Genomic DNA, 19,439 nt, shown 5'->3' with positions numbered 1-19,439 from the left:
GTTACCGCTCGTGGAGACCGTGCTGCTGTACATCGTCGGCATCCTCGTCGTCGTCGTGGGCCTCGTGGTGTCGATCGCGCTGCACGAGCTCGGGCACTTCGTGCCGGCGAAGATCTTCGGCGTGCGCGTGGGTCAGTTCATGGTCGGCTTCGGGCGCACGATCGTCTCGTGGCGGCGCGGCGGCACGGAGTACGGGTTCAAGTGGATCCCGCTCGGCGGCTACATCTCGATGGCGGGCATGTATCCGCCCGCCGCGGGCTCGGCGGAGCGCTATGCGACCACGGGCTTCTTCCAGACCCTCGTGCAGGACGCCCGCTCGGCCTCCGCCGACACGATCGTCGAGGGGGAGGAGCACCGCACGTTCTACCGGCTGGCGGTGTGGAAGCGCATCATCATCATGCTCGGCGGCCCGCTCATGAACCTCGTCATCGCGATCGTGCTGTACGCGGTCGTGCTCATGGGCTTCGGCATCGCGCAGCCCTCGACGACGATCGGCAGCGTCAACGAGTGCGTGCTACCGGCGACGAGCGAGCGTCAGGAGTGCGCCCCGGGCGACCCGCTCGCCCCGGGCGCGGAGGCGGGGCTGCTGCCGGGGGATCGCATCGTCGCGATCGACGGCGCCCCCATCGATGACTGGGATGCCGTGCTCACGACGGTGCGCGACGCGGCCGGTGAGCCCCTCGCCTTCACCCTCGACCGCGGCGGCTCGACCGTGTCGACCACGCTCACGCCGCTACTGACGGAGCGCTACGTGATCGACGATCGCGGCCAGCTCGTCGAGGGGCCGGACGGCGAGCTGCTCACGCAGCAGGTCGGGTTCATCGGCATCGGCGCAGCCTTGGAGACCGCGCAGCAGCCCGCGAGCGAGGTCCTCCCCGCGGTGGGCGACAACATCGTGCGGGTCGGCGAGATCATCCTCACGCTCCCGCAGCGCATGATCGACGTCGCCGAGGCGGCGTTCGGCCCGGGGGAGCGCGACCCCAACGGCCCGATCAGCGTCGTGGGTGTCGGCCGCATCGCGGGCGAGATCGCGAGCATCGACACGCTACCCGTTGTCGAGCGCATCTCCGCGCTCACGGGTCTCCTCGCCTCGCTCAACGTCGCCCTCTTCGTCTTCAACCTCATCCCGCTCCTGCCGCTCGACGGCGGACACATCGCGGGGGCACTGTTCGAGGGTGCGCGCCGGCGCTTGTGGGCGCTCTTCGGCAAGCCCGACCCCGGGCCGGTCGACACGGCCAAGCTCGTGCCGATCACGCTCGCCGTGGTCGTCGTGCTCGGCGTCATGAGCGCGCTCCTGATCTACGCCGACATCGTCAAGCCGATCAGCCTGTTCTAGGGCACCGCCGCGCGCTGCTCGCTCGTCGGTGAGCTCTGCCTTCGGCCGTGTCGTGTTGACATCGTCGCGGCGCGCACGGTACGTTTCCTGAAACCTGAACCACCTGTCAGGTCACAGCCCCACATCCTTCTACGGCAGCAGGAAAGGCACGCACATGCGCACCCAGAAGTTCTTCGTCCCGGCGGTCCTCGCGATCGCCGGCCTCACGCTCGCGGGCTGTGCGCCCACGGCGAGCGATCCCGGCACCGACGGCGAGGCGCAGCCCGCCGTCCCCGTCGCGGTCATCACCTCCGAGACGGGCCCGCTCGCCGCCTATGGCGAGGCCTACCTCGCCGGATTCGACGCCGGTCTCGACTACGCGACCGACGGCACGGGAGCGGTCGACGGCCGTGAGATCGACGTCACGGTCTACGACGACGCCGGTGACACCGACACCGCCGTCAACCTCGCTCGCGACGTCATCGGTCAGGGCGTTCAGATCGTGGCCGGTACGGTCTCCTCGGGCATCGCGCTCTCCCTCGCCGAGCAGGCCGAGCAGAACCAGATCCTCTACATCGCGGGCCCCTCGGCGGCCGACGCCGTCACGGGCATCAACGACTACACCTTCCGCTCGGGCCGACAGACCTACCAGGACGTCGCCACGGCGGGAACGTTCATCGGCGACCCGGCCGGCCAGAAGGTCGTCGTGTTCGCGCAGGACACAGCCTTCGGTCAGGGCAATCTCGCCGGCGTCGACGCCGTCCTCGGCGGAGCGGGCGCGGAGGTCGAGGGGATCCTCGTCCCCGAGGATGCGACCGAGTTCACGCCCTTCGCCCAGCAGATCCTCTCCGCCGACGCCGACCTCGTCTTCGTGGCATGGGCCGGTGCGACGAGCGCGGCCATGTGGCAGGCGCTCGACCAGCAGGGCGTGTTCGACGCGATCCCCGTCGTCACGGGTCTCGGTGACGTCGCCACCTACGGTGCCTACGCCGAGGCGAGCGACCAGATCAGCTTCCTCAACCACTACTTCGGCGGCGCCGCAGGCACCGAGGTCGAAGCGGCCATGATCGAGCGTCTCGACGCCGCGGGCGCGACGCCCGACCTGTTCTCGCCCGACGGCTTCGTCGCCGCGCAGATGGTCGTGCAGGCCATCCGCGAGGGCGGCGACGACGTCGACGGCATGATCGCGGCGCTCGAGGGCTGGACCTTCGAGGGGCCCAAGGGCACGACGACGATCCGCGCCGAGGACCACGCCGTGCTGCAGCCGATGTTCCAGGCGCGCCTGGTCGAGCAGGACGGCACGTGGGTGCCCGAGCTCATCGAGATCATCGAGGCCGACACGGTCGCCCCGCCGGTCGTCGGCTAGTCGCCCGGCTCACGGCACAGAGAGAGTTCGCACCATGACCGACCAGCCCGTGCTCGCCGTCGAGCACCTCGAGCTGCAGATCGGGGGCGCACGCATCATCGATGACGTGACGCTCTCGGTCGGCAGCGGCGAGATGCTCGGCGTCATCGGCCCCAACGGCGCCGGCAAGACGACACTGTTCAACCTCATGAGCGGCATCATGACCCCCACCGGGGGCCGAGTGCTGCTGCGCGGGGACGACGTGACGCGCCTGACCGTGCAGCGCCGCGCACGGGCTGGTCTCGGTCGCACGTTCCAAACCTCCAGTCTCTTCACGGGGCTCTCGGCTCTCGAGAACGTTCGCCTCTCCGCTCAGGTCTCGATCGGTCACGAGCTCTCGGTGCTCGCCCGCCCGAGGCGGGGCGACGCCGCGACGAGCGCGGCTGAGGAACGGCTCGAGGAGGTCGGGCTCGCGCACCACGCGCAGACGATGGCGGGCGTGCTCTCGCACGGCGACAAGCGCAAGCTCGAGATCGCCATGCTGCTCGCGACCGAGCCGAGCGTCATCCTGCTCGACGAGCCCATGGCAGGCGTCGCCTCCGGAGACGTGCCCGAGCTCGTCGAGGTCATCCGCCGGGTGCACCGCAGCGGCCGCACGGTGCTCATGGTCGAGCACCACATGGACGTCGTGCTCGGGCTCGTCGACACGGTCGCGGTCATGCACCACGGCCAGGTGCTCGCGTGGGATACCCCGCAGGCCGTCATGGCCGACCCCACCGTGCAGTCCGCCTACTTGGGAGAGAGCCTGTGAGCGCCCCGTCCAGCACCGCACCGCTCCTCCGCGTGAGTGGCCTGAGCGCCCTCATCGACGGTCAGCAGGTCGTCGAGTCCGTCGACTTCGAGGTTCCCGCCACCGGCGTCACGGCGGTTCTCGGCCGCAACGGCGTCGGCAAGACGAGCACGCTGCGCGCGATCATGGGCCTCATCACCCGCTCGGGCACGGTCGAGTTCGAGGGCGAGCGCATCGACGGCCTGCCCACGTACCGCATCGTGCAGCGCGGTGTCGGCTACGTGCCGGAAGACCGGGAGGTCTTCTCGCAGCTCACGGTCGCCGAGAATCTGAGGCTCGCTACGCGCGGCGGCGCGCCGCACCGCGATCTCGTCGACGAGCTCTTCCCCGACCTCGTGCAGCGCAGTGCCCAGCGAGCTGGCTCGCTCTCGGGCGGCCAGCAGCAGATGCTGTCGCTGGCCCGCACCCTGCTCAACGACAACCGCATCCTGCTCGTCGACGAGCCCACCAAGGGCCTCGCGCCGATGATCGTGCAGGATGTCGCGGCCGCTCTCGAGCGCGCCGCGGCCACCACTCCTATTCTTCTCGTCGAGCAGAACCTGCCCATCGTGCGTCGCCTGGCCGACACCGTGGTGGTGATCGAGGGTGGCCGCGTGGTGCACACGGGCGACGCGGGCGATCTCCTCGACGACGACGAGCGCACCCAGCGCCTCCTCGGCGTCCACACGACGGGCGACGACGACGCCCGTACCGACACGGAGGTCGAACGATGAGCACCGTGCTGCTTCTCCTCATCACGGGCCTCGGCCTCGGGGCACTGTACTTTCTCGTGGCGAGCGGGCTCTCGCTCATCTACGGCCTCATGGGCGTGCTCAACTTCGCTCACGGTTCCTTCCTCACCCTGGGCGCGTTCCTCGGCTGGGAGTTCGCGCGCCGCATGGACGACGGCTCGTGGGGCACCTTCCTGCTCTCGATCCTCGTGGGCGCGATCGTCGGCGCGACGGTCGCGGCGCTCACCGAGCTGCTGCTGATCAGACCGCTCTATCTGCGGCACATCGAGCAGGTGCTCGTGACCGTGGGCCTCTCCCTCGCGACCGTCGCTCTCTTCGAGGGCATCTGGGGCGTCGACCCGATCTTCATCGTCGGGCCCGAGTGGCTCGCGCAGACGACCGACATCGGGGGCGCGCTCATCCCCAACGACCGCTTCATCCTCATCGCGGCAGCTCTCCTCGTGCTGCTCGCGCTCGTGCTCTTCCTCAAGTTCACGCGCTACGGGCTCATCATCCGTGCGGGCGTCGAGAACCGCGCGATGGTGACGGCGCTCGGCATCGACGTGCGCAAGGCCTTCACCCTCGTCTTCGCGATCGGCGGTGCGGCGGCCGGCATCGGCGGCGTGCTCGCCTCGCACTACTTCGGCTACGTCTCCCCGCTCATCGGAGGCTCGCTGCTCATCTTCGCCTTCATCGTCACGGTGATCGGTGGCCTCGGCTCTCTCACGGGGGCCGCGATCGCCTCGGTCGTCGTGGCCGTGCTGCAGCAGTTCGCCAACTTCTATCTGGGGGGAACGGGGGACTTCATGGTCGTCGTGCTCTTGGCCGTCGTCCTGCTCGTCCGCCCCACGGGACTCCTCGGGAGCAAGGCATCATGACCCTCATCGACCGCATCCGCACCGCTCGCGCGACCCCGTGGGTCATCGGTGGCGCGCTCATCCTGGTCTTCGCACTCCTGCCGGTGCTCAACCTGAGCCTGCCCGGCGTCCTGCCCGGTGCGACCTACACGCCCGGCACCCTGCAGCTGCTCGCCTTCGCGATGGTCTTCGCGACTCTCGCCCTCAGCTACCACCTGCTGTTCGGCGTCGCCGGTCTGCTCTCGTTCGGCCACGCGCTCTACTTCGCGGTCGGGGCGTACGGCCTGGGCATCGTGCTGCGCGACACGCAGCTCGCCCTCGTGCCCGCCATGGGCGTCGTGCTGCTGGGCGCGGTCGTGCTCGCTGCAGCACTCGGCGCGCTGAGCCTGCGCGTCACGGGCATCGCGTTCGCGATGGTGACGCTCGCCTTCGCCCAGGCCGGCTCGGTGCTCGTGCGCCGCAACGCCGCGATCACGAACGGCGAGGAGGGCCTGCCCCTCGAGGTGGCGAACATCCCGAGCGAGCTCGTCGGCGTCATCAACACGCGCAATCTGTACTGGATCGCACTCGGGATGCTCGTGGTCGTGTTCCTCATCGTCACGTGGTTCGAGCGCTCCCGCGCCGGCCACGTCGTCGTCGCGGCGCGGGAGAACGATCTGCGCGTGCGCGTGCTGGGCATGACGCCGTTCAGCGTGCGCCTCATCACGGTCGTGCTCGCCGGCACTCTCGCGGCGCTCGTCGGCATGGTCTACCTGCTGCTGCAGAGCGGCGTCACGCCGGCCGTGACGACGCCCGACTTCACCCTCACCCTCCTCGTGATCGTCGTGCTCGGCGGCGTGGGGTCCCGCTGGGGCGCCGTCGTCGGAGGCCTCATCTACACGCTCCTCGACCAGCGGCTCACGGCCCTCTCGCGCTCCGAGGCGATCGCCGACCTGCCCGATGTGCTGCGCATTCCGTTGAGCGAGCCGCTGTTCATTCTCGGCACCCTCTTTATCCTGGTGGTGGTGCTGCTCCCCGGTGGCCTGGCGGGCCTCGCGCGTCGGGCGACCGCGCGCCTGGCGCGACGGCGTCCCGAGTCGGAGCGCCCGCTCGAGGAGGCGCGATGACCGAGACACACCCGCTCGACCCCCACCCGCACGACACCCCGCACGACGGCCTGCACACTCTCGGCCGCTGGACGGGGGATCGCGCCCGGGCGACGCCGGAGCGCATCGCGATCGACGACCGCGGTGTCGAGTTGAGCTATCGCGAGCTGCACGATCGAGCATCCCGACTCGCCCGTCGGCTGCGCGGGGCCGGGTACGGCGTCGGCGATCGCATCGCGACCCTCACGGGCAACAGCGCCGACCACGTCGTGCTGTTCTTCGCGTGCGCGCAGGCCGGGCTCGTGCTCGTGCCCCTCTCGTGGCGCCTGTCGCCCCGCGAGATAGCGCAGGAGCTCGAGCTCTCCGACCCCGCCCTGCTCGTCGTGGAGGACGAGTTCGCCTCCCTCGCCGCCGCGTCGCTCGAGCGCCTTCTCGCGCCTCCGCCGCGCGCCGGCGTGGGCTCCCGAGGTGTCGAGAGCGCAGTGCCGGCACCGCTTCGTGGCCGTCTTGAGGATGCTCCGCCGCAGCGTCCGGTGCGCGACGACGACGCACTGCTCCTCATGTTCACCTCGGGCACGCTCGCCGCCCCCAAGGGCGTCATCCTCACCCATGCGAACTGCTTCTGGACGAACCTCGCCCTCTCGCGCACGGCCGAGATCACGAGCCAGGACACCGTGCTCGCCGTGATGCCGCAGTATCACGTGGGCGGCTGGAACGTGCAGCCGCTGCTCGCCTGGTGGATGGGGGCCACCGTCGTGCTCGAGCGCACCTTCGACCCCGGTCGCGTGCTGCATCTCATCGCCGATCGTGGCATCACGACGACGATGGGCGTGCCCGCGAACTACCTGCTGCTCGCCGAGCACCCCGACTTCGCGAGCACCGACCTGTCCACTCTGCGCCACGCGATCGTCGGCGGCGCTCCCATGCCCGAGCCGCTCCTGCGCACGTGGCACGCTCGCGGTGTCGCGCTCACGCAGGGCTACGGGCTCACCGAGGCCTCGCCGAACGTGCTGTGCCTGCCCGACGAGGATGCTCGGCGTCGCGTCGGCTCCGCAGGGCGGCCGTACCCGCACGTCGAAGTGCTGCTCGTCGATTCGGTTACGAGCGAGCCGATCGAGGGCGCCGGCACGGGCGAGCTGCTCGTGCGGGGGCCGAGCGTCTTCACGGGGTACTTCCGCGATGCGGCGCAGACCGCGGCGACGCTGACCGACGGCTGGCTGCGCACGGGCGACCTCATGGCGCGCGACGACGACGGCTACTACCGCGTGATCGATCGCATCAAAGACATCTTCATCACGGGCGGGGAGTCGGTCGCGCCCGCCGAGATCGAGGCGGTGCTGTTCGAGCACGCCGCGGTCGCCGACGTCGCCGTCATCGGCGTGCCCGACGAGCGATGGGGCGAGGTGCCCGTGGCGTACTTCGTGCCGCGCTCCGGCGTGCCGAGGGACGAGACGGCCCTGCGCGAGCACTGCGCGGCGCGACTGGCGCGGTTCAAGGTGCCCACGCGCATCCTCGAGATCGAGGCGATTCCCCGGTCGGGCGCCGACAAGGTGCGCCGCCGCGACCTGCTCGAGGCCTGGAGCGGCGCGCAGCTCGCCGCGACGGGCGGTGCCTCGTGAGTGCCGCCCCGCGCACGGCGCGCGGTGAGCGCACTCGCCGCGCGATCCTCGACGCCGCCGAGCACGTGTTCGCCGAGCTCGGCTACGCCGAGTCATCGATCGTGCGCATCACGGAGCGCGCCGGCGTCGGCCAGGGCACGTTCTATCTCTACTTCGACTCGAAGCTGCAGGTCTTCGAAGAGCTCGTCGACGACCTCAACCGTCGTGTGCGGCACGCGATGACGGAGCACGCGACCGACGACATGAGCCGCATCGAGCGGGAGCGCGAGGGCTTTCGCGGCTTCTTTCGCTTCACGGCCGAGCATCCGGCCCTCTACCGCATCGTGCGGGAGGCGGAGTTCGTCTCGCCTCGGTCGCTGCGACTGCACTACTCGCGCATCGTCGACGGCTACATCGAGGGCCTCACGGCCGCGCGTGAGCGCGGCGAAGTGGGCGACATCGACCCCACGGTCGCGGCCTGGGCGCTCATGGGCGTCGGCGAGATGATCGGCATGCGCTGGGTGCTGTGGGGCGCGGAAGGAGCGAGCGGGGCGAGCGCCGACCCGCTCGCGAGCGGCACGAACGACGTGCCCGACGCCGTCTTCGACAGCATGATGCGCTTCATCGAGAACGCGCTCGCAGCGCGCGGAACCCAGGAGGGGGCACCATGACGCAGGTCGCGCACGGAGAGCTCGACGGTCGCCGGGCGGTCGTCACGGGCGGCGCGAGCGGCATCGGCGAGGCGTGCTCGCGAGCACTCGCCGCGGCGGGGGCGCACGTCGTCATCGCCGACCGCGACGGCGAGGGCGCCGAGCGCGTCGCTGCGGCGATCGGCGGCGAGGCATGGCAGGTCGATCTGAGCGACCTGGATGCTCTCGCCGAGGTCGAGCTGCGCGCCGACATCCTCGTCAACAACGCCGGCGTGCAGACGGTGAGCCCCATCGCCGAGTTTGACCCGGCGCGCTTCCGGTTCATCGTCGATCTCATGCTCGTCTCGCCGTTCCTCCTCACGCGCGCCGCCCTGCCGGGCATGTACGAGCGCGGCTGGGGGCGCATCATCAACATCAGCTCGGTGCACGGCCTGCGCGCGAGCGCCTTCAAGTCTGCGTACGTCTCGGCGAAGCATGGTCTCGAGGGCCTGTCGAAGGTCACCGCCCTCGAGGGCGGCCCGCATGGCGTCACGAGCAACTGCATCAACCCCGGCTACGTGCGCACGCCGCTCGTCGAGAAGCAGATCGCCGACCAGGCGCGCGTGCACGGCATTCCCGAGGACGAGGTCGTCGAGCGCATCATGCTCACCGAGAGCGCCGTCAAGCGGCTCGTCGAGCCCGACGAGGTCGCCTCGCTCGCCGTGTGGCTGTGCGGTGCGGCGGCGGGCATGGTGACGGGGTCCTCCTACTCGATGGACGGCGGGTGGAGCGCACGATGACCGAGTTCGCCCCCGCCAGGATCGCGGTCCCCGTGCCCGGGGGAGCGCTCACGGTCGGCATCTGGAACAACGCTCCGGATGCGCCCACGGTGCTCGCGATCCACGGCATCACCGCGAATCACCGGTGCTGGCCGCTCCTCGCCGACCACCTCCCCGGCGTGCGGATCATCGCCCCCGACCTGCGCGGCCGCGGCCGCTCCCGCGACCTCGGCGGCCCCTACGGCCTCGAGCAGCACGCGCGCGACCTCGTCGCGGTGCTCGACCACCTCGGGCTCGAGAGCGTCGCCGTCGTCGCCCACTCGATGGGAGCCTTCGTCGCGGTGCTGCTCGCGGCGCGCTTTCCCGACCGTGTCTCCTCCCTGACCCTCGTCGACGGCGGGCTGCCGCTCGACCCGCCCGACCGCCCCGGATCGGGCGACGAGACCCACGATGCCCCGGCACCGGACGGCACGGCCGTGCTCGGGCCTGCCGCGCGGCGCCTCTCGATGACGTTCGCCTCGGTCGAGGAGTACCGCGACTTCTGGCGCGAGCATCCCGCCTTCCGTGACCACTGGTCGGCCGCGGTCGAGGCCTACGTCGACTACGACCTCCACGGTCAGCCCCCGGCGCTGCGGCCCTCGGGGGATCTGGCGGCGGTCGGCGCCGATGTCGCCGAGCTCTACGGCGGAGAGTCCTACCGCCGCGCGCTCAAGAGCGTGCGCCAGCCGACGACCTTCCTGCGTGCTCCGCGCGGACTTCTCGATGAGCCAGAGGCGCTGTACCGCCCCGAGCGCCTGAGCGAGGAGCCGACGATCGCGGGCCTGCGGGTCATCGAGGTCGACGATGTCAACCACTACACGATCGTGCTCGCCGAGCCGGGCGCACGCCGCGTCGCGCGCGCGGTGAACGATGCACTGCACGTCTCCTCCACTGCGGCACCGGCCGCGACCATCCACGACTGAAAGGCCCGATCATGACCGAGTTGCTTCTGCCGGGCATCGTTGCCCACTCCGTGCCCGCGCCGCGCCTCACCGCTGCGGTGCTCGAGCGACCCGCCGAGGGGGAACCCGCCGGCACCGTCGTCTTCGTCCACGGCAACGTGTCGTCCTCGCACTTCTACCAGCCCACGATGCTGGCCCTCCCGCCGCAGTGGCGCGCTCTCGCCGTCGACCTGCGCGGCTTCGGCGGCTCCGAGGTCAAGCCCGTCGACGCGACGCGCGGGCTGCGCGACTTCTCCGACGATGTCGCGAGCGTGCTCGAGACGCTCGGCACCGGCGCCGTGCACCTCGTGGGCTGGAGCATGGGCGCGGGTGTCGTGCTGCAGTACCTGCTCGACAACCCCGACGGAGTGCTGAGCGTCACGCTCGAGTCGCCCGTCTCGCCCTACGGCTTCGGCGGCACCGCCCTCGACGGCTCCCTCCTGACCCCCGATGCCGCGGGGACGGGCGGGGGCGGCGGCAATCCCGACTTCATCGCGCGGCTCGCCGCGGGTGACGTCGGCGGCGAGGAGCAGACCTCGCCGCGGTCGGTCTACCGCACCGCGTACGTCGCCCAGCCCGATGGACTGCCCCACGAGGATCTCTGGGTCGCGTCGATGCTCACGACGGCGACGGGGGAGGGCAACTACCCCGGCGACAGCGTCCCCTCCGAGAACTGGCCGGGCTTCGCTCCCGGACCGCGCGGTGTGCTCAATACGATGGCCCCGACGCACCTGAACCTCTCGGGCATCACGGAGCTCGAGACCAAGCCCGCAATCCTCTGGATTCGCGGCGACGCCGACGCGATCGTCTCCGACACCTCGGCCTTCGACCTGAACTTCCTCGGGCAGCTCGGGGCGATCCCCGGCTGGCCCGGCGCCGAGGTCGCACCGCCGCAGCCCATGGTGAGCCAGACGCGGGCCGTGCTCGAGCGCTACGCGAGCGGAGGCGGAGCCCTGCGCGAGGTCGTGTTCGAGGGCTGCGGCCACTCGCCACACCTCGAGCAGGCCGACAGCTTCGTGGCAGCTCTCGTCGAACACCTCGACTCGGCGGGCTGAGCGGGTGGCACCGGGGTTCACGGCGCTGGGCTTCTCTGCTCAGCCTCGATGCGTACACTGAGCATCGTGCCTGCTGTGAACCTCGGAATGCCCAAGATTCCCGAAACCCTCGCCCCCCGTCGCACGACCCGCCAGATCAAGGTCGGCAAGGTCATGGTGGGCAGCGACCACCCCGTGAGCGTGCAGTCGATGACGACCACGCCGACGACGGACATCGACGGAACCCTCCAGCAGATCGCCGAGCTCACCGCGACCGGCTGCGACATCGTACGCGTGGCGGTGCCGACGCAGGATGACGCCGATGTGCTGCACATCATCGCGAAGAAGAGCCAGATACCCGTCATCGCCGACATCCACTTCCAGCCCAAGTACGTCTTTCAGGCGATCGATGCCGGGTGCGGCGCCGTGCGGGTGAACCCGGGCAACATCAAGAAATTCGACGACAAGGTCGGTGACATCGCGAAGGCGGCGAAAGATGCGGGCGTGAGCCTGCGCATCGGCGTCAACGCTGGCTCGCTCGACCCGCGCTTGCTGCAGAAGTACGGCAAGCCGACTGCGGAAGCGCTCGTGGAGAGCGCGGTGTGGGAGGCGAGCCTGTTCGAAGAGCACGACTTCCACGACTTCAAGATCTCGGTCAAGCACAACGACCCCATCGTCATGGTCAAGGCCTACCGCCAGCTCGCCGAACGCGGCGACTGGCCGCTGCACCTCGGCGTGACCGAGGCCGGCCCCGCCTTCCAGGGCACGATCAAGAGCGCGACGGCCTTCGGCATCCTCCTCGGCGAGGGCATTGGTGACACGATCCGCGTCTCGCTCTCGGCACCGCCCGCGGAGGAGATCAAGGTGGGCCTCAAGATTCTCGAGTCGCTCAACCTGCGCGAGCGCAAGCTCGAGATCGTCTCCTGCCCGTCCTGCGGTCGTGCCCAGGTCGACGTCTACACGCTCGCCGACGACGTGACGGCGGGTCTCGAGGGCATGACTGTTCCTCTGCGCGTCGCGGTCATGGGCTGCGTCGTGAACGGCCCCGGTGAGGCGCGCGAGGCCGACCTGGGCGTCGCGAGCGGCAACGGCAAGGGTCAGATCTTCGTCAAGGGCGAGGTCATCAAGACGGTGCCGGAGTCGGAGATCGTCGCGACCCTCATCGAGGAGGCGAACCGCATCGCGGCCTCGATGCCGGATGCCCCGGTGGGCGAGCCGCAGGTGCTCACGAGCTGATCGCGCGTCCGTCGAGGCGTCGTCCCGGTCGCGCTGGCCCCATATCGGGGGACTGACCGCGCCGTGCCCGCGATCAGTAGGCTCAACCCATCGACTGGGGGAGTCGACACTGAGAAGCACCGGGGGGCGGTGCACGTTTCGCACGAGGCGATCAGGGGGCATCTTCCGTCGTGCAGGTTTCCCTCTCACGCCGCATCGCGGGTGGGCGGGAAGGGCCTGCGAGCGACCCAAGCCCCCCTTGCCGCCGCTCGCAGGCCTATTTTCCATTCTGGCCCCCGAACGGGGGGTTCGGCCAGCGCATCGGGCGCGACGCGTCGAGGCCAGTAGTCTGAACCGGTGACGACGCGACTGACCCAGCTCTTCCTCCGTACACTTCGCGACGATCCCGCCGACGCCGAGGTGGCGAGCCACCGCCTCCTCGTGCGCGCGGGCTACATCCGCCGCCAGGCGCCGGGCGTCTTCGCCTGGCTGCCGCTCGGCCTGCGCGTGCGTCGCCGCGTCGAGGCGGTCATCCGCGAGGAGATGCACGCGATCGGCTGCCAGGAGGTGCACTTCCCCGCGCTCCTGCCGCGCGAGCCCTACGAGGCGAGCGGCCGCTGGGAGGAGTACGGCGACGGCATATTCCGTCTCAAGGACCGCAAGGGCGCCGACTACCTGCTCGCGCCCACGCACGAGGAGGTCTTCACCCTCACGGTCAAGGACCTCTACGGCAGCTACAAGGACCTCCCGCTGTCGATCTACCAGATCCAGGACAAGTACCGGGATGAAGCGCGCCCGCGCGCCGGGCTCCTGCGCGGCCGCGAGTTCTCCATGAAGGACGCGTACTCCTTCGATGTGACCGATGAGGGTCTGGATGTCTCGTACCAGGCGCAGCGCGACGCCTACGAGCGCATCTTCTCCCGCCTGGGGCTCGACTACGTCATCGTGCAAGCCGACGCGGGAGCCATGGGCGGCTCCCGCAGCGAGGAGTTCCTGCACCCCACGCCCATCGGCGAAGACACCTTCGTGCGGTCGGCCGGGGGCTACGCGGCGAACGTCGAGGCGTACCGCTCTGTGGCCCCTGCCGCTCAGTCGCTCGACGGCCATCCCTCCGCCGAGGTCATCGACTCCCCGCAGACGCCGACGATCGCGACGCTCGTCGCGCTCGCGAACGAGAAGCGCCCGCGCGAGGATCGCCCGTGGACGGCGGCCGACACGCTCAAGAACGTCGTGCTGCGGCTCACCTCGCTCGACGGCACGAAGGAGCTCGTCGTCGTCGGTCTGCCCGGCGACCGGGAGGTCGACCTCAAACGCGCCGAGGTGGCCTTCGCTCCCGCGGAGGTCGCGGCGGCGACCGAGGAGGACTTCGCGGCGTATCGCGGCCTCGTCAAGGGCTACATCGGCCCGTGGTCGCCGAGCGGCGCCGTTCTCGGGAAGGGCTCGAGCACGGGCATCCGGTACCTCGTCGACCCCCGCGTCGTCGACGGCACCACCTGGGTGACGGGCGCGAACGAGCACGAGAAGCACGTGCTCGGGCTCGTCGCGGGACGCGACTTCACGGCCGACGGCCTCGCCGACATCGCCGAGGTGCGCGAGGGCGACCCCGCGCCCGACGGCTCGGGGCCGATCGAGACCGCGCGCGGCATGGAGATCGGTCACGTGTTCCAGCTGGGCCGCAAGTACGCCGAGGCGCTCGGGCTGCAGGTGCTCGACGAGAACGGCAAGCTCGTGACCGTCACGATGGGCTCCTACGGCATCGGCGTGACGCGCATCCTCGGCGTGATCGCCGAGGCCAACCACGACGAGCGTGGCCTCGTGTGGCCGCGCAACGTGGCGCCCTTCGACGTGCACATCGTCGCGACGGGCAAGGATGCCGCGGTGTTCGACGTCGCCGAGACGCTCGTGAGCGAGCTCGAGGGTGCAGGGTTCGACACGCTCTTCGACGATCGGCCGAAGGTCTCCCCGGGAGTCAAGTTCGGCGACGCGGAGCTCATCGGCGTGCCGCTCATCGTCATCGTCGGCCGCGGCGCCGCCGAAGGGCGCGTGGAGTTCTGGGATCGCCGCACGGGCGAGCGCGACGAGATCGCGCTGCACGAGGTGCTCGACCGCCTGCGCGACGCACCGCAGTGAGAGCGCGTCGCTTTCCGCGCTCGTCCGGGTTAGGGTGAAGAGTCGCCGGGTCGGCTGACCTGTCGCGGCCGCGAGCGCCTTCCCACCCCTCCCGAGCCCCTGGAGCACCATGTCGTCCACCCCCGCCCCTGCCCGCCGACGCACGGTCATGGCGGGCGGTGTGGCCCTCGCCTTCGCGCTCGGTGCGGTGGCCCCCGCGACTGCCGCCGACATCGTCGAGGGCGACACTCCCGTCGTCCTCAGCAGCGACCAGAGCACCTTCGGGGCGATTCCGGAGGTCTTCCCCGCGGACGGCGACGAGGGGCCCCCGCCCGAGATCGAGCTGCAGCTGTTCGGCGGCCCGACTTCACCCGAGATCACGCCGTGGACGACGACGGCGCTGAGCTTCGACTCAGAGGACCGCGTCTACGTGGCGCTCCTCTCCGCAGGGCAGATTTTCGGCGAGAGCGTGCAGTACCTGTGCGCGATTCGGGTGTACGACGAAGACGGCGTGCCCTTGGGGTCGCCGCTGCCGGTGGCGAACCCTGACGATGGCGAGACCGGCCTGTGGCCGGTGGCGTGCACGGGCCTCGCTCTGCTCGACGTGCTCAGCGCGTACGGCCTCGATCTCGACTTCGAGAGCGGCGTCAGCCAGGAGGCTGCGCCGAGCACGGCGGCGTTCGTGTACTTCAGCGACGGAACAGCCGTTCGCATCGACGCGCGTACCGGAACCGTGACGGAAGTATTCACGGGCTCCTCCGGGTCCTTCGGCGATTTCGAGTCGCTCGCGATCTCGGCCGGTCCGGCCGAACTGCTGGATCCGGAGCGCACCGGTATCGCTGTCATCGTCGCCGGATTCACCGACGAGGCCCTCATCGTGAGCGTGCTCTGGGAGGGCGGCGAGACCGAGTCGCGGTTGGCGTTCTTCCCCGTGACGGTGAACGGTGCGGAGTTCGACAGCGAGCTCAACCTCTGGATCGTGTCGCCCGACATCGAGCAAGGTCAGATGGCCGTCTTCAGCTTCAGCTATGCCGACCTGAGTGAGTTCGGCATGCAGCCCACCTCGGCCTCGGAGCCCGGTGTCGATCTGCTGGCCCCTCTGGACGCGGCGGGCGACCTCTCCGCGGTGACGCAGGATTCGCCGCAGGGGGGATTCGACGCAGCCGCGATCAGCGGAGGTTACCTGGTGAGCGGCCTGGAGACGTTCACCGCCGGCGGCATTGCGATCGAGCGCGCCGCCGTCGAGCTCGCCGGAGACGCGGAAGAGCAGCTCGCGGCGACCGGTGCCGACGCCCAGCTCGTCCTCGCGATCGGGGTCATCGCCGGCGCGCTCCTCCTCGGCGGCGTCGTGATCACCGCGGTCGGCGCCTCGCGACGTCGCGTGCGCCGCGACTAGCGCCGGGCATCCCGTCGGGCCGGACCGCTAGCTGCGGTCCGCACCGCGCGTGCCGCGCACGAGCGGAATCGGGCCCGTCACCGAGTCCTCGTCGACCCACAGCTCGATGCCGGCGACGTCGGGCAGCTGGTCACGCGTGAAGACGGGGTCCTTCCCCGCCGCGCGCTGGTCCTGGTAGTTCGTGAGCACGCGGAAGGCGACGCCGCCGAGCAACGCGATGGCGACGAGATTGATGATCGCCATGATGCCCATCACGCCGTCCGCGGTCGTCCACACGAGCGTCGTCGAGGCCACAGAGCCGCCGAGGACGGCGAGCACGACGAGACTGCGGTAGACGATGAGCGCGGGCCGGCTCGTCGTGATGAACTCCAGATTCGATTCCCCGTAGTAGTAGTTGCCGAGGATCGAGCTGAAGGCGAGCAGCAGGATCACGACCGCGAGCAGCACTCCGGCCCACTCGCCGAGGGAGGAGACCACGGCCTCTTGCGTGAGGTCGACGCCGCGCTCGGCGGCCGCGAGGTCGGGATTCGTCACGAGGATGATGAAGGCTGTGATCGAGCAGACGAGGAAGGTGTCGAAGTAGACGCCGAGCGTCTGCACGAGGCCCTGCTTCGCCGGGTGCGTGACCGCGGCAGCCGCGCCGGCGTTCGGAGCCGAGCCGAGACCGGCCTCGTTCGAGAACATGCCGCGCTGGATGCCGACGAGGATGATCGTGCCCACGGCACCGCCCGCGATCGACTGGAACCCGAAGGCGCCGGCGTAGATCTGCGCGAACACGCGCGGCACCTCCTCGATGTTCATCGCGACGATGACGATGCCGATGAGGAGGTAGAGCAGCGCCATCGCGGGCACGAGCGACTGGGTCACGCTCGCGATGCGACGGATGCCGCCGAATATGACGAGGCCGGTCGCGAGGGCGAGAACGCCGCCGATAGCCCAGGGGAGCATCCCCGGGTCCTCCAGGCCGGCTGCGCCCCCGACGGCGCTCACGATCGTGTTCGCCTGCAGGCTCGAGAAGGCGAAGGGAAACACGACGATGAGGACGACGGCGAAGAGGATGCCCATCCACCGCTTCCCGAGGCCGCGCTGCATGTAGTACGCGGGGCCACCCCGAAAGCCGTCCCTGTCCTTCGTCTTGTAGACCTGCCCGAGCGTCGACTCCACGAAGGAGGACGCGCCGCCGATGAACGCCATGGTCCACATCCAGAAGATCGCGCCGGGGCCGCCGAGGGCGAGCGCCGTCGCCACACCCGCGATGTTGCCGACGCCGACGCGAGAGGCGGCCGAGACGGTGAAGGCCTGGAACGCCGAGACCGACTGCGGCTTGCCGCCGGCATCGCGCGGCGTCACGTCGGTGAGAGTGCGGAACATCGCGGGAATGAGCCTCAACTGCACGACCCTCGTGCGCACCGTGAAGTACAGGCCGAGCCCGATGACGATCGGCAGCACGATCCACTGCCAGAGCGAGCCGCCGAAAGAGGCGATGAGGTCGTTGACAGCGTCCATGGCGTCCATTCAGACACACTAGCGATGTCCGGTACCGTGGGGGTCTGCAATCGAATAGAGGAGCGACACCGTGGACATCGACCTGACCGTCTTGAGGATGATGGAGCGCGAGCGGGAGATCCCGTTCGACGAGCTCGTGCAGATCATCGAGCAGGCCATCCTCACCGCCTACCTCAAGCACACGGAGCAGGACGACCACCGCGGCTCCGACCGACCGCAGCCGCGCGCTGAACTCGATCGCAAGTCGGGCCACGTCACGATCTACGTGCCCGAGTTCGATGAGGAGGAGAACCTCATCGGCGAGGCCGTCGACAGCCCCGACGACTTCGGCCGTATCGCCGCTTTCGCGGCCAAGCAGGTCATCAACCAGCGTCTGCGCGACATCGGCGACGACCGCGTTCTCGGCGAGTTCAAGGGGCGCGAGGGGGACATCGTCGCGGGCGTCATCCAGCAGGGCCCCAACCCGCGCATGATCCACATCGACCTCGGCACCGTCGAGGCGATCCTGCCGCCCGAGGAGCAGGTGCCGGGGGAGGACTACGCGCACGGCCGTCGCATCCGCGTCTACGTGACGAGCGTCTCGAAGGGCCTCAAGGGTCCGTCGATCACCGTGAGCCGCACCCACCCCTCGCTCGTGCGCAAGCTCTTCACGCTCGAGGTGCCCGAGATCGCGAGCGGGCTCGTCGAGATCACCGCGATCGCGCGCGAGGCGGGCCACCGCAGCAAGATCGCCGTGCGCTCGCTCGAGCCCGGGGTGAACGCGAAGGGCGCGTGCATCGGCGAGCTCGGGCAGCGCGTGCGCGCCGTGACGGCCGAGCTCGGTCAGGAGAAGATCGACATCGTCGACCACTCCGACGACCTCGCGACCTTCGTGAAGAATGCCCTGTCGCCCGCGAAGGTCTCCGACGCCTTCGTCATCGACGCGGACACGAAGGCGGTGCGGGCTCTCGTGCCCGATTATCAGCTCTCCCTCGCGATCGGCAAGGAGGGCCAGAACGCCCGCCTCGCCGCCAAGCTCACTGGCGCAAAGATCGACATCCAGCCCGACTCCGTCATGGAGGAGTAGGCCAGGGGCTACAATGGAACCCGTCAGAACCTGCATCGGCTGTCGCCAGCGTGCATCCCGCTCCTCTCTTCTGAGGGTCGTGGCGCGCGAGGGGAGGGTCGAGGCGGATGCCCTGGCCCGCTTGCCGGGACGGGGCGCGTGGGTGCATGCCACCCTCGACTGCGTCGAAGCCGCCTCGCAGCGGCGGGCATGGGCGCGCGCACTGCGCGTGACCGGTCCGCTCGACGCAGACCACGTACGACACACCATCGGAGCAACCGGCTCCACGAGAGAACAGGCTGATCGGCCAATGGACAACTAATGAGCGGCTCGAAATGAGACCCGTCCACCACTAGTGATCCGCCCCTGTCTGGGTGCGGATCCAGACAGGAGAATTGTGGCTGCAAAACCACGCGTGCACGAGATCGCGAGCGAGCTCGGCATCGAAAGCAAGGTCGCCCTCGAGAAGCTCAAAGAGCTCGGCGAATTCGTCAAGGGCCCGTCGTCGACGATCGAGCCCCCCGTCGCCCGCAAGCTGCGCAAGGCGGTCGAAGAGGCAGGCCTCGGCGCACCGAAGGCGGAAGAGAAGCCCGCCGCGAAGGCACCCGCCAAGGCCGCCCCCAAGCCGGCTCCGAAGCCCGCTGAGACGGTCGAGACGGCACCCGAGTCGGCATCGAAGCCCGATGCCGAGGCGCCGGCGGCTGACGCTCTCGCTGCCGAGGCGCCCGCTGCACCGCAGAAGCCGGCCGAGGGCGACGCGCCCGCGCGCCCGGCGGCATCCGGTGGCCCGCGCCCCGGCAACAACCCCTTCGCCTCCCAGCAGGGCATGTCGCGCCCCGGCGCGCCGCGGCCCGGCAACAACCCCTACTCGTCCTCCCAGGGCATGCCGCGCCCCGGCGGCGCCGTTCCGCGCCCGCCGCGCCCCGGCGCACCCCGCCCGGGGGCTCCTCGCCCCGAGGGCGGCCCCGGCCGTCCCGGCGGCGGTC

Annotated in this window: 18 protein-coding genes; 17 read left to right on the top strand and 1 reads right to left on the bottom strand. The window is 70.2% G+C overall.

All coding sequences use genetic code 11. From position 1 onward, the window contains the following. The first annotated feature begins 10 nt into the window (after nucleotides 1-10). From FK219_RS06615 to FK219_RS06550, 14 genes are all read left to right on the top strand, one after another. The gene (locus tag FK219_RS06615) at nucleotides 11-1,336 is read left to right on the top strand and encodes a M50 family metallopeptidase (RefSeq protein WP_328821627.1); all 1,326 of its coding nucleotides are present in this window, start codon (nucleotides 11-13) and stop codon (nucleotides 1,334-1,336) included. Between the two features lie 154 nt (nucleotides 1,337-1,490). Then, nucleotides 1,491-2,681 (top strand): substrate-binding domain-containing protein, encoded by a 1,191-nt coding sequence (locus FK219_RS06610; protein WP_152583409.1) that lies wholly within the window; start codon nucleotides 1,491-1,493, stop codon nucleotides 2,679-2,681. A gap of 34 nt (nucleotides 2,682-2,715) precedes the next feature. After that, complete coding sequence (locus FK219_RS06605; protein WP_152583408.1) at nucleotides 2,716-3,471, top strand: ABC transporter ATP-binding protein; 756 nt, start codon at nucleotides 2,716-2,718, stop codon at nucleotides 3,469-3,471. Beyond that, a complete protein-coding gene (locus FK219_RS06600) occupies nucleotides 3,468-4,223 on the top strand; it encodes an ABC transporter ATP-binding protein (protein WP_152583407.1) in 756 nt (251 codons plus the stop codon). Before FK219_RS06605 ends, FK219_RS06600 begins: the two co-directional genes overlap by 4 nt. Then, nucleotides 4,220-5,098 (top strand): branched-chain amino acid ABC transporter permease, encoded by an 879-nt coding sequence (locus FK219_RS06595; protein WP_152583406.1) that lies wholly within the window; start codon nucleotides 4,220-4,222, stop codon nucleotides 5,096-5,098. The genes FK219_RS06600 and FK219_RS06595 overlap by 4 nt, the downstream gene beginning before the upstream one ends. After that, the gene (locus tag FK219_RS06590) at nucleotides 5,095-6,183 is read left to right on the top strand and encodes a branched-chain amino acid ABC transporter permease (RefSeq protein WP_152583405.1); all 1,089 of its coding nucleotides are present in this window, start codon (nucleotides 5,095-5,097) and stop codon (nucleotides 6,181-6,183) included. The genes FK219_RS06595 and FK219_RS06590 overlap by 4 nt, the downstream gene beginning before the upstream one ends. Continuing rightward, nucleotides 6,180-7,781, top strand: coding sequence for an AMP-binding protein (locus FK219_RS06585; RefSeq protein WP_152583404.1), 1,602 nt, complete (start codon nucleotides 6,180-6,182; stop codon nucleotides 7,779-7,781). The genes FK219_RS06590 and FK219_RS06585 overlap by 4 nt, the downstream gene beginning before the upstream one ends. Continuing rightward, complete coding sequence (locus tag FK219_RS06580; protein WP_152583403.1) at nucleotides 7,778-8,431, top strand: TetR/AcrR family transcriptional regulator; 654 nt, start codon at nucleotides 7,778-7,780, stop codon at nucleotides 8,429-8,431. The genes FK219_RS06585 and FK219_RS06580 overlap by 4 nt, the downstream gene beginning before the upstream one ends. Then, nucleotides 8,428-9,189, top strand: coding sequence for a 3-hydroxybutyrate dehydrogenase (locus FK219_RS06575; protein WP_152583402.1), 762 nt, complete (start codon nucleotides 8,428-8,430; stop codon nucleotides 9,187-9,189). The genes FK219_RS06580 and FK219_RS06575 overlap by 4 nt, the downstream gene beginning before the upstream one ends. Continuing rightward, on the top strand, nucleotides 9,186-10,130 hold the full coding sequence (locus FK219_RS06570) for an alpha/beta fold hydrolase (protein ID WP_152583401.1): 945 nt from the start codon (nucleotides 9,186-9,188) through the stop codon (nucleotides 10,128-10,130). The genes FK219_RS06575 and FK219_RS06570 overlap by 4 nt, the downstream gene beginning before the upstream one ends. Before the next feature lie 11 nt (nucleotides 10,131-10,141). Further along, nucleotides 10,142-11,203: an alpha/beta fold hydrolase gene (locus FK219_RS06565; RefSeq protein ID WP_152583400.1), complete on the top strand. Its 1,062-nt coding sequence runs from the start codon at nucleotides 10,142-10,144 to the stop codon at nucleotides 11,201-11,203. Nucleotides 11,204-11,269: 66 nt separating this feature from the next. Beyond that, nucleotides 11,270-12,418 carry a flavodoxin-dependent (E)-4-hydroxy-3-methylbut-2-enyl-diphosphate synthase gene (gene ispG, locus FK219_RS06560; protein WP_328821625.1) on the top strand — a complete coding sequence of 383 codons (1,149 nt, stop codon included), beginning with the start codon at nucleotides 11,270-11,272 and terminating at the stop codon, nucleotides 12,416-12,418. Between the two features lie 336 nt (nucleotides 12,419-12,754). Continuing rightward, nucleotides 12,755-14,527 carry a proline--tRNA ligase gene (locus FK219_RS06555; protein ID WP_328821624.1) on the top strand — a complete coding sequence of 591 codons (1,773 nt, stop codon included), beginning with the start codon at nucleotides 12,755-12,757 and terminating at the stop codon, nucleotides 14,525-14,527. A 109-nt stretch (nucleotides 14,528-14,636) separates the two neighbouring features. Beyond that, nucleotides 14,637-15,902 (top strand): hypothetical protein, encoded by a 1,266-nt coding sequence (locus tag FK219_RS06550; protein ID WP_152583399.1) that lies wholly within the window; start codon nucleotides 14,637-14,639, stop codon nucleotides 15,900-15,902. Between the two features lie 27 nt (nucleotides 15,903-15,929). Here the strand turns inward: FK219_RS06550 and FK219_RS06545 are convergent, their stop codons facing one another. Next, nucleotides 15,930-17,408 carry an alanine/glycine:cation symporter family protein gene (locus FK219_RS06545; RefSeq protein WP_152583485.1) on the bottom strand — a complete coding sequence of 493 codons (1,479 nt, stop codon included), beginning with the start codon at nucleotides 17,406-17,408 and terminating at the stop codon, nucleotides 15,930-15,932. Between the two features lie 70 nt (nucleotides 17,409-17,478). On the opposite strand from FK219_RS06545, the gene nusA reads away from it, so the two are divergent. From nusA to FK219_RS06530, 3 genes are all read left to right on the top strand, one after another. Then, a complete protein-coding gene (nusA, locus tag FK219_RS06540) occupies nucleotides 17,479-18,474 on the top strand; it encodes a transcription termination factor NusA (RefSeq protein ID WP_152583398.1) in 996 nt (331 codons plus the stop codon). Between the two features lie 13 nt (nucleotides 18,475-18,487). Continuing rightward, entirely contained in the window at nucleotides 18,488-18,775 is a 288-nt protein-coding gene (locus tag FK219_RS06535) for a YlxR family protein (RefSeq protein ID WP_152583397.1), read from the top strand. Between the two features lie 75 nt (nucleotides 18,776-18,850). After that, nucleotides 18,851-19,439, top strand: a 589-nt coding sequence (locus FK219_RS06530) for a translation initiation factor IF-2 N-terminal domain-containing protein (RefSeq protein WP_328821622.1), incomplete at its 3' end; no start/stop codon positions are given.

This window comes from Microcella pacifica (assembly GCF_009371975.2).
GTDB lineage: Bacteria > Actinomycetota > Actinomycetes > Actinomycetales > Microbacteriaceae > Microcella > Microcella pacifica.
The sequence above is the reverse complement of the archived record's forward strand: the minus strand, read 5'-3'. Positions and strand labels throughout refer to the sequence as shown.

Excerpts from the sequence above, each read along its gene's own strand:
- FK219_RS06610 (WP_152583409.1), top strand. The coding sequence starts at position 1,491 with ATGCGCACCCAGAAGTTCTTCGTCCCGGCGGTCCTCGCGATCGCCGGC.
- FK219_RS06605 (WP_152583408.1), top strand. The coding sequence starts at position 2,716 with ATGACCGACCAGCCCGTGCTCGCCGTCGAGCACCTCGAGCTGCAGATC.
- FK219_RS06595 (WP_152583406.1), top strand. The coding sequence starts at position 4,220 with ATGAGCACCGTGCTGCTTCTCCTCATCACGGGCCTCGGCCTCGGGGCA.
- FK219_RS06590 (WP_152583405.1), top strand. The coding sequence starts at position 5,095 with ATGACCCTCATCGACCGCATCCGCACCGCTCGCGCGACCCCGTGGGTC.
- FK219_RS06585 (WP_152583404.1), top strand. The coding sequence starts at position 6,180 with ATGACCGAGACACACCCGCTCGACCCCCACCCGCACGACACCCCGCAC.
- FK219_RS06575 (WP_152583402.1), top strand. The coding sequence starts at position 8,428 with ATGACGCAGGTCGCGCACGGAGAGCTCGACGGTCGCCGGGCGGTCGTC.
- FK219_RS06570 (WP_152583401.1), top strand. The coding sequence starts at position 9,186 with ATGACCGAGTTCGCCCCCGCCAGGATCGCGGTCCCCGTGCCCGGGGGA.
- FK219_RS06565 (WP_152583400.1), top strand. The coding sequence starts at position 10,142 with ATGACCGAGTTGCTTCTGCCGGGCATCGTTGCCCACTCCGTGCCCGCG.
- FK219_RS06550 (WP_152583399.1), top strand. The coding sequence starts at position 14,637 with ATGTCGTCCACCCCCGCCCCTGCCCGCCGACGCACGGTCATGGCGGGC.
- FK219_RS06545 (WP_152583485.1), bottom strand. The coding sequence starts at position 17,408 with ATGGACGCTGTCAACGACCTCATCGCCTCTTTCGGCGGCTCGCTCTGG.
- FK219_RS06535 (WP_152583397.1), top strand. The coding sequence starts at position 18,488 with ATGGAACCCGTCAGAACCTGCATCGGCTGTCGCCAGCGTGCATCCCGC.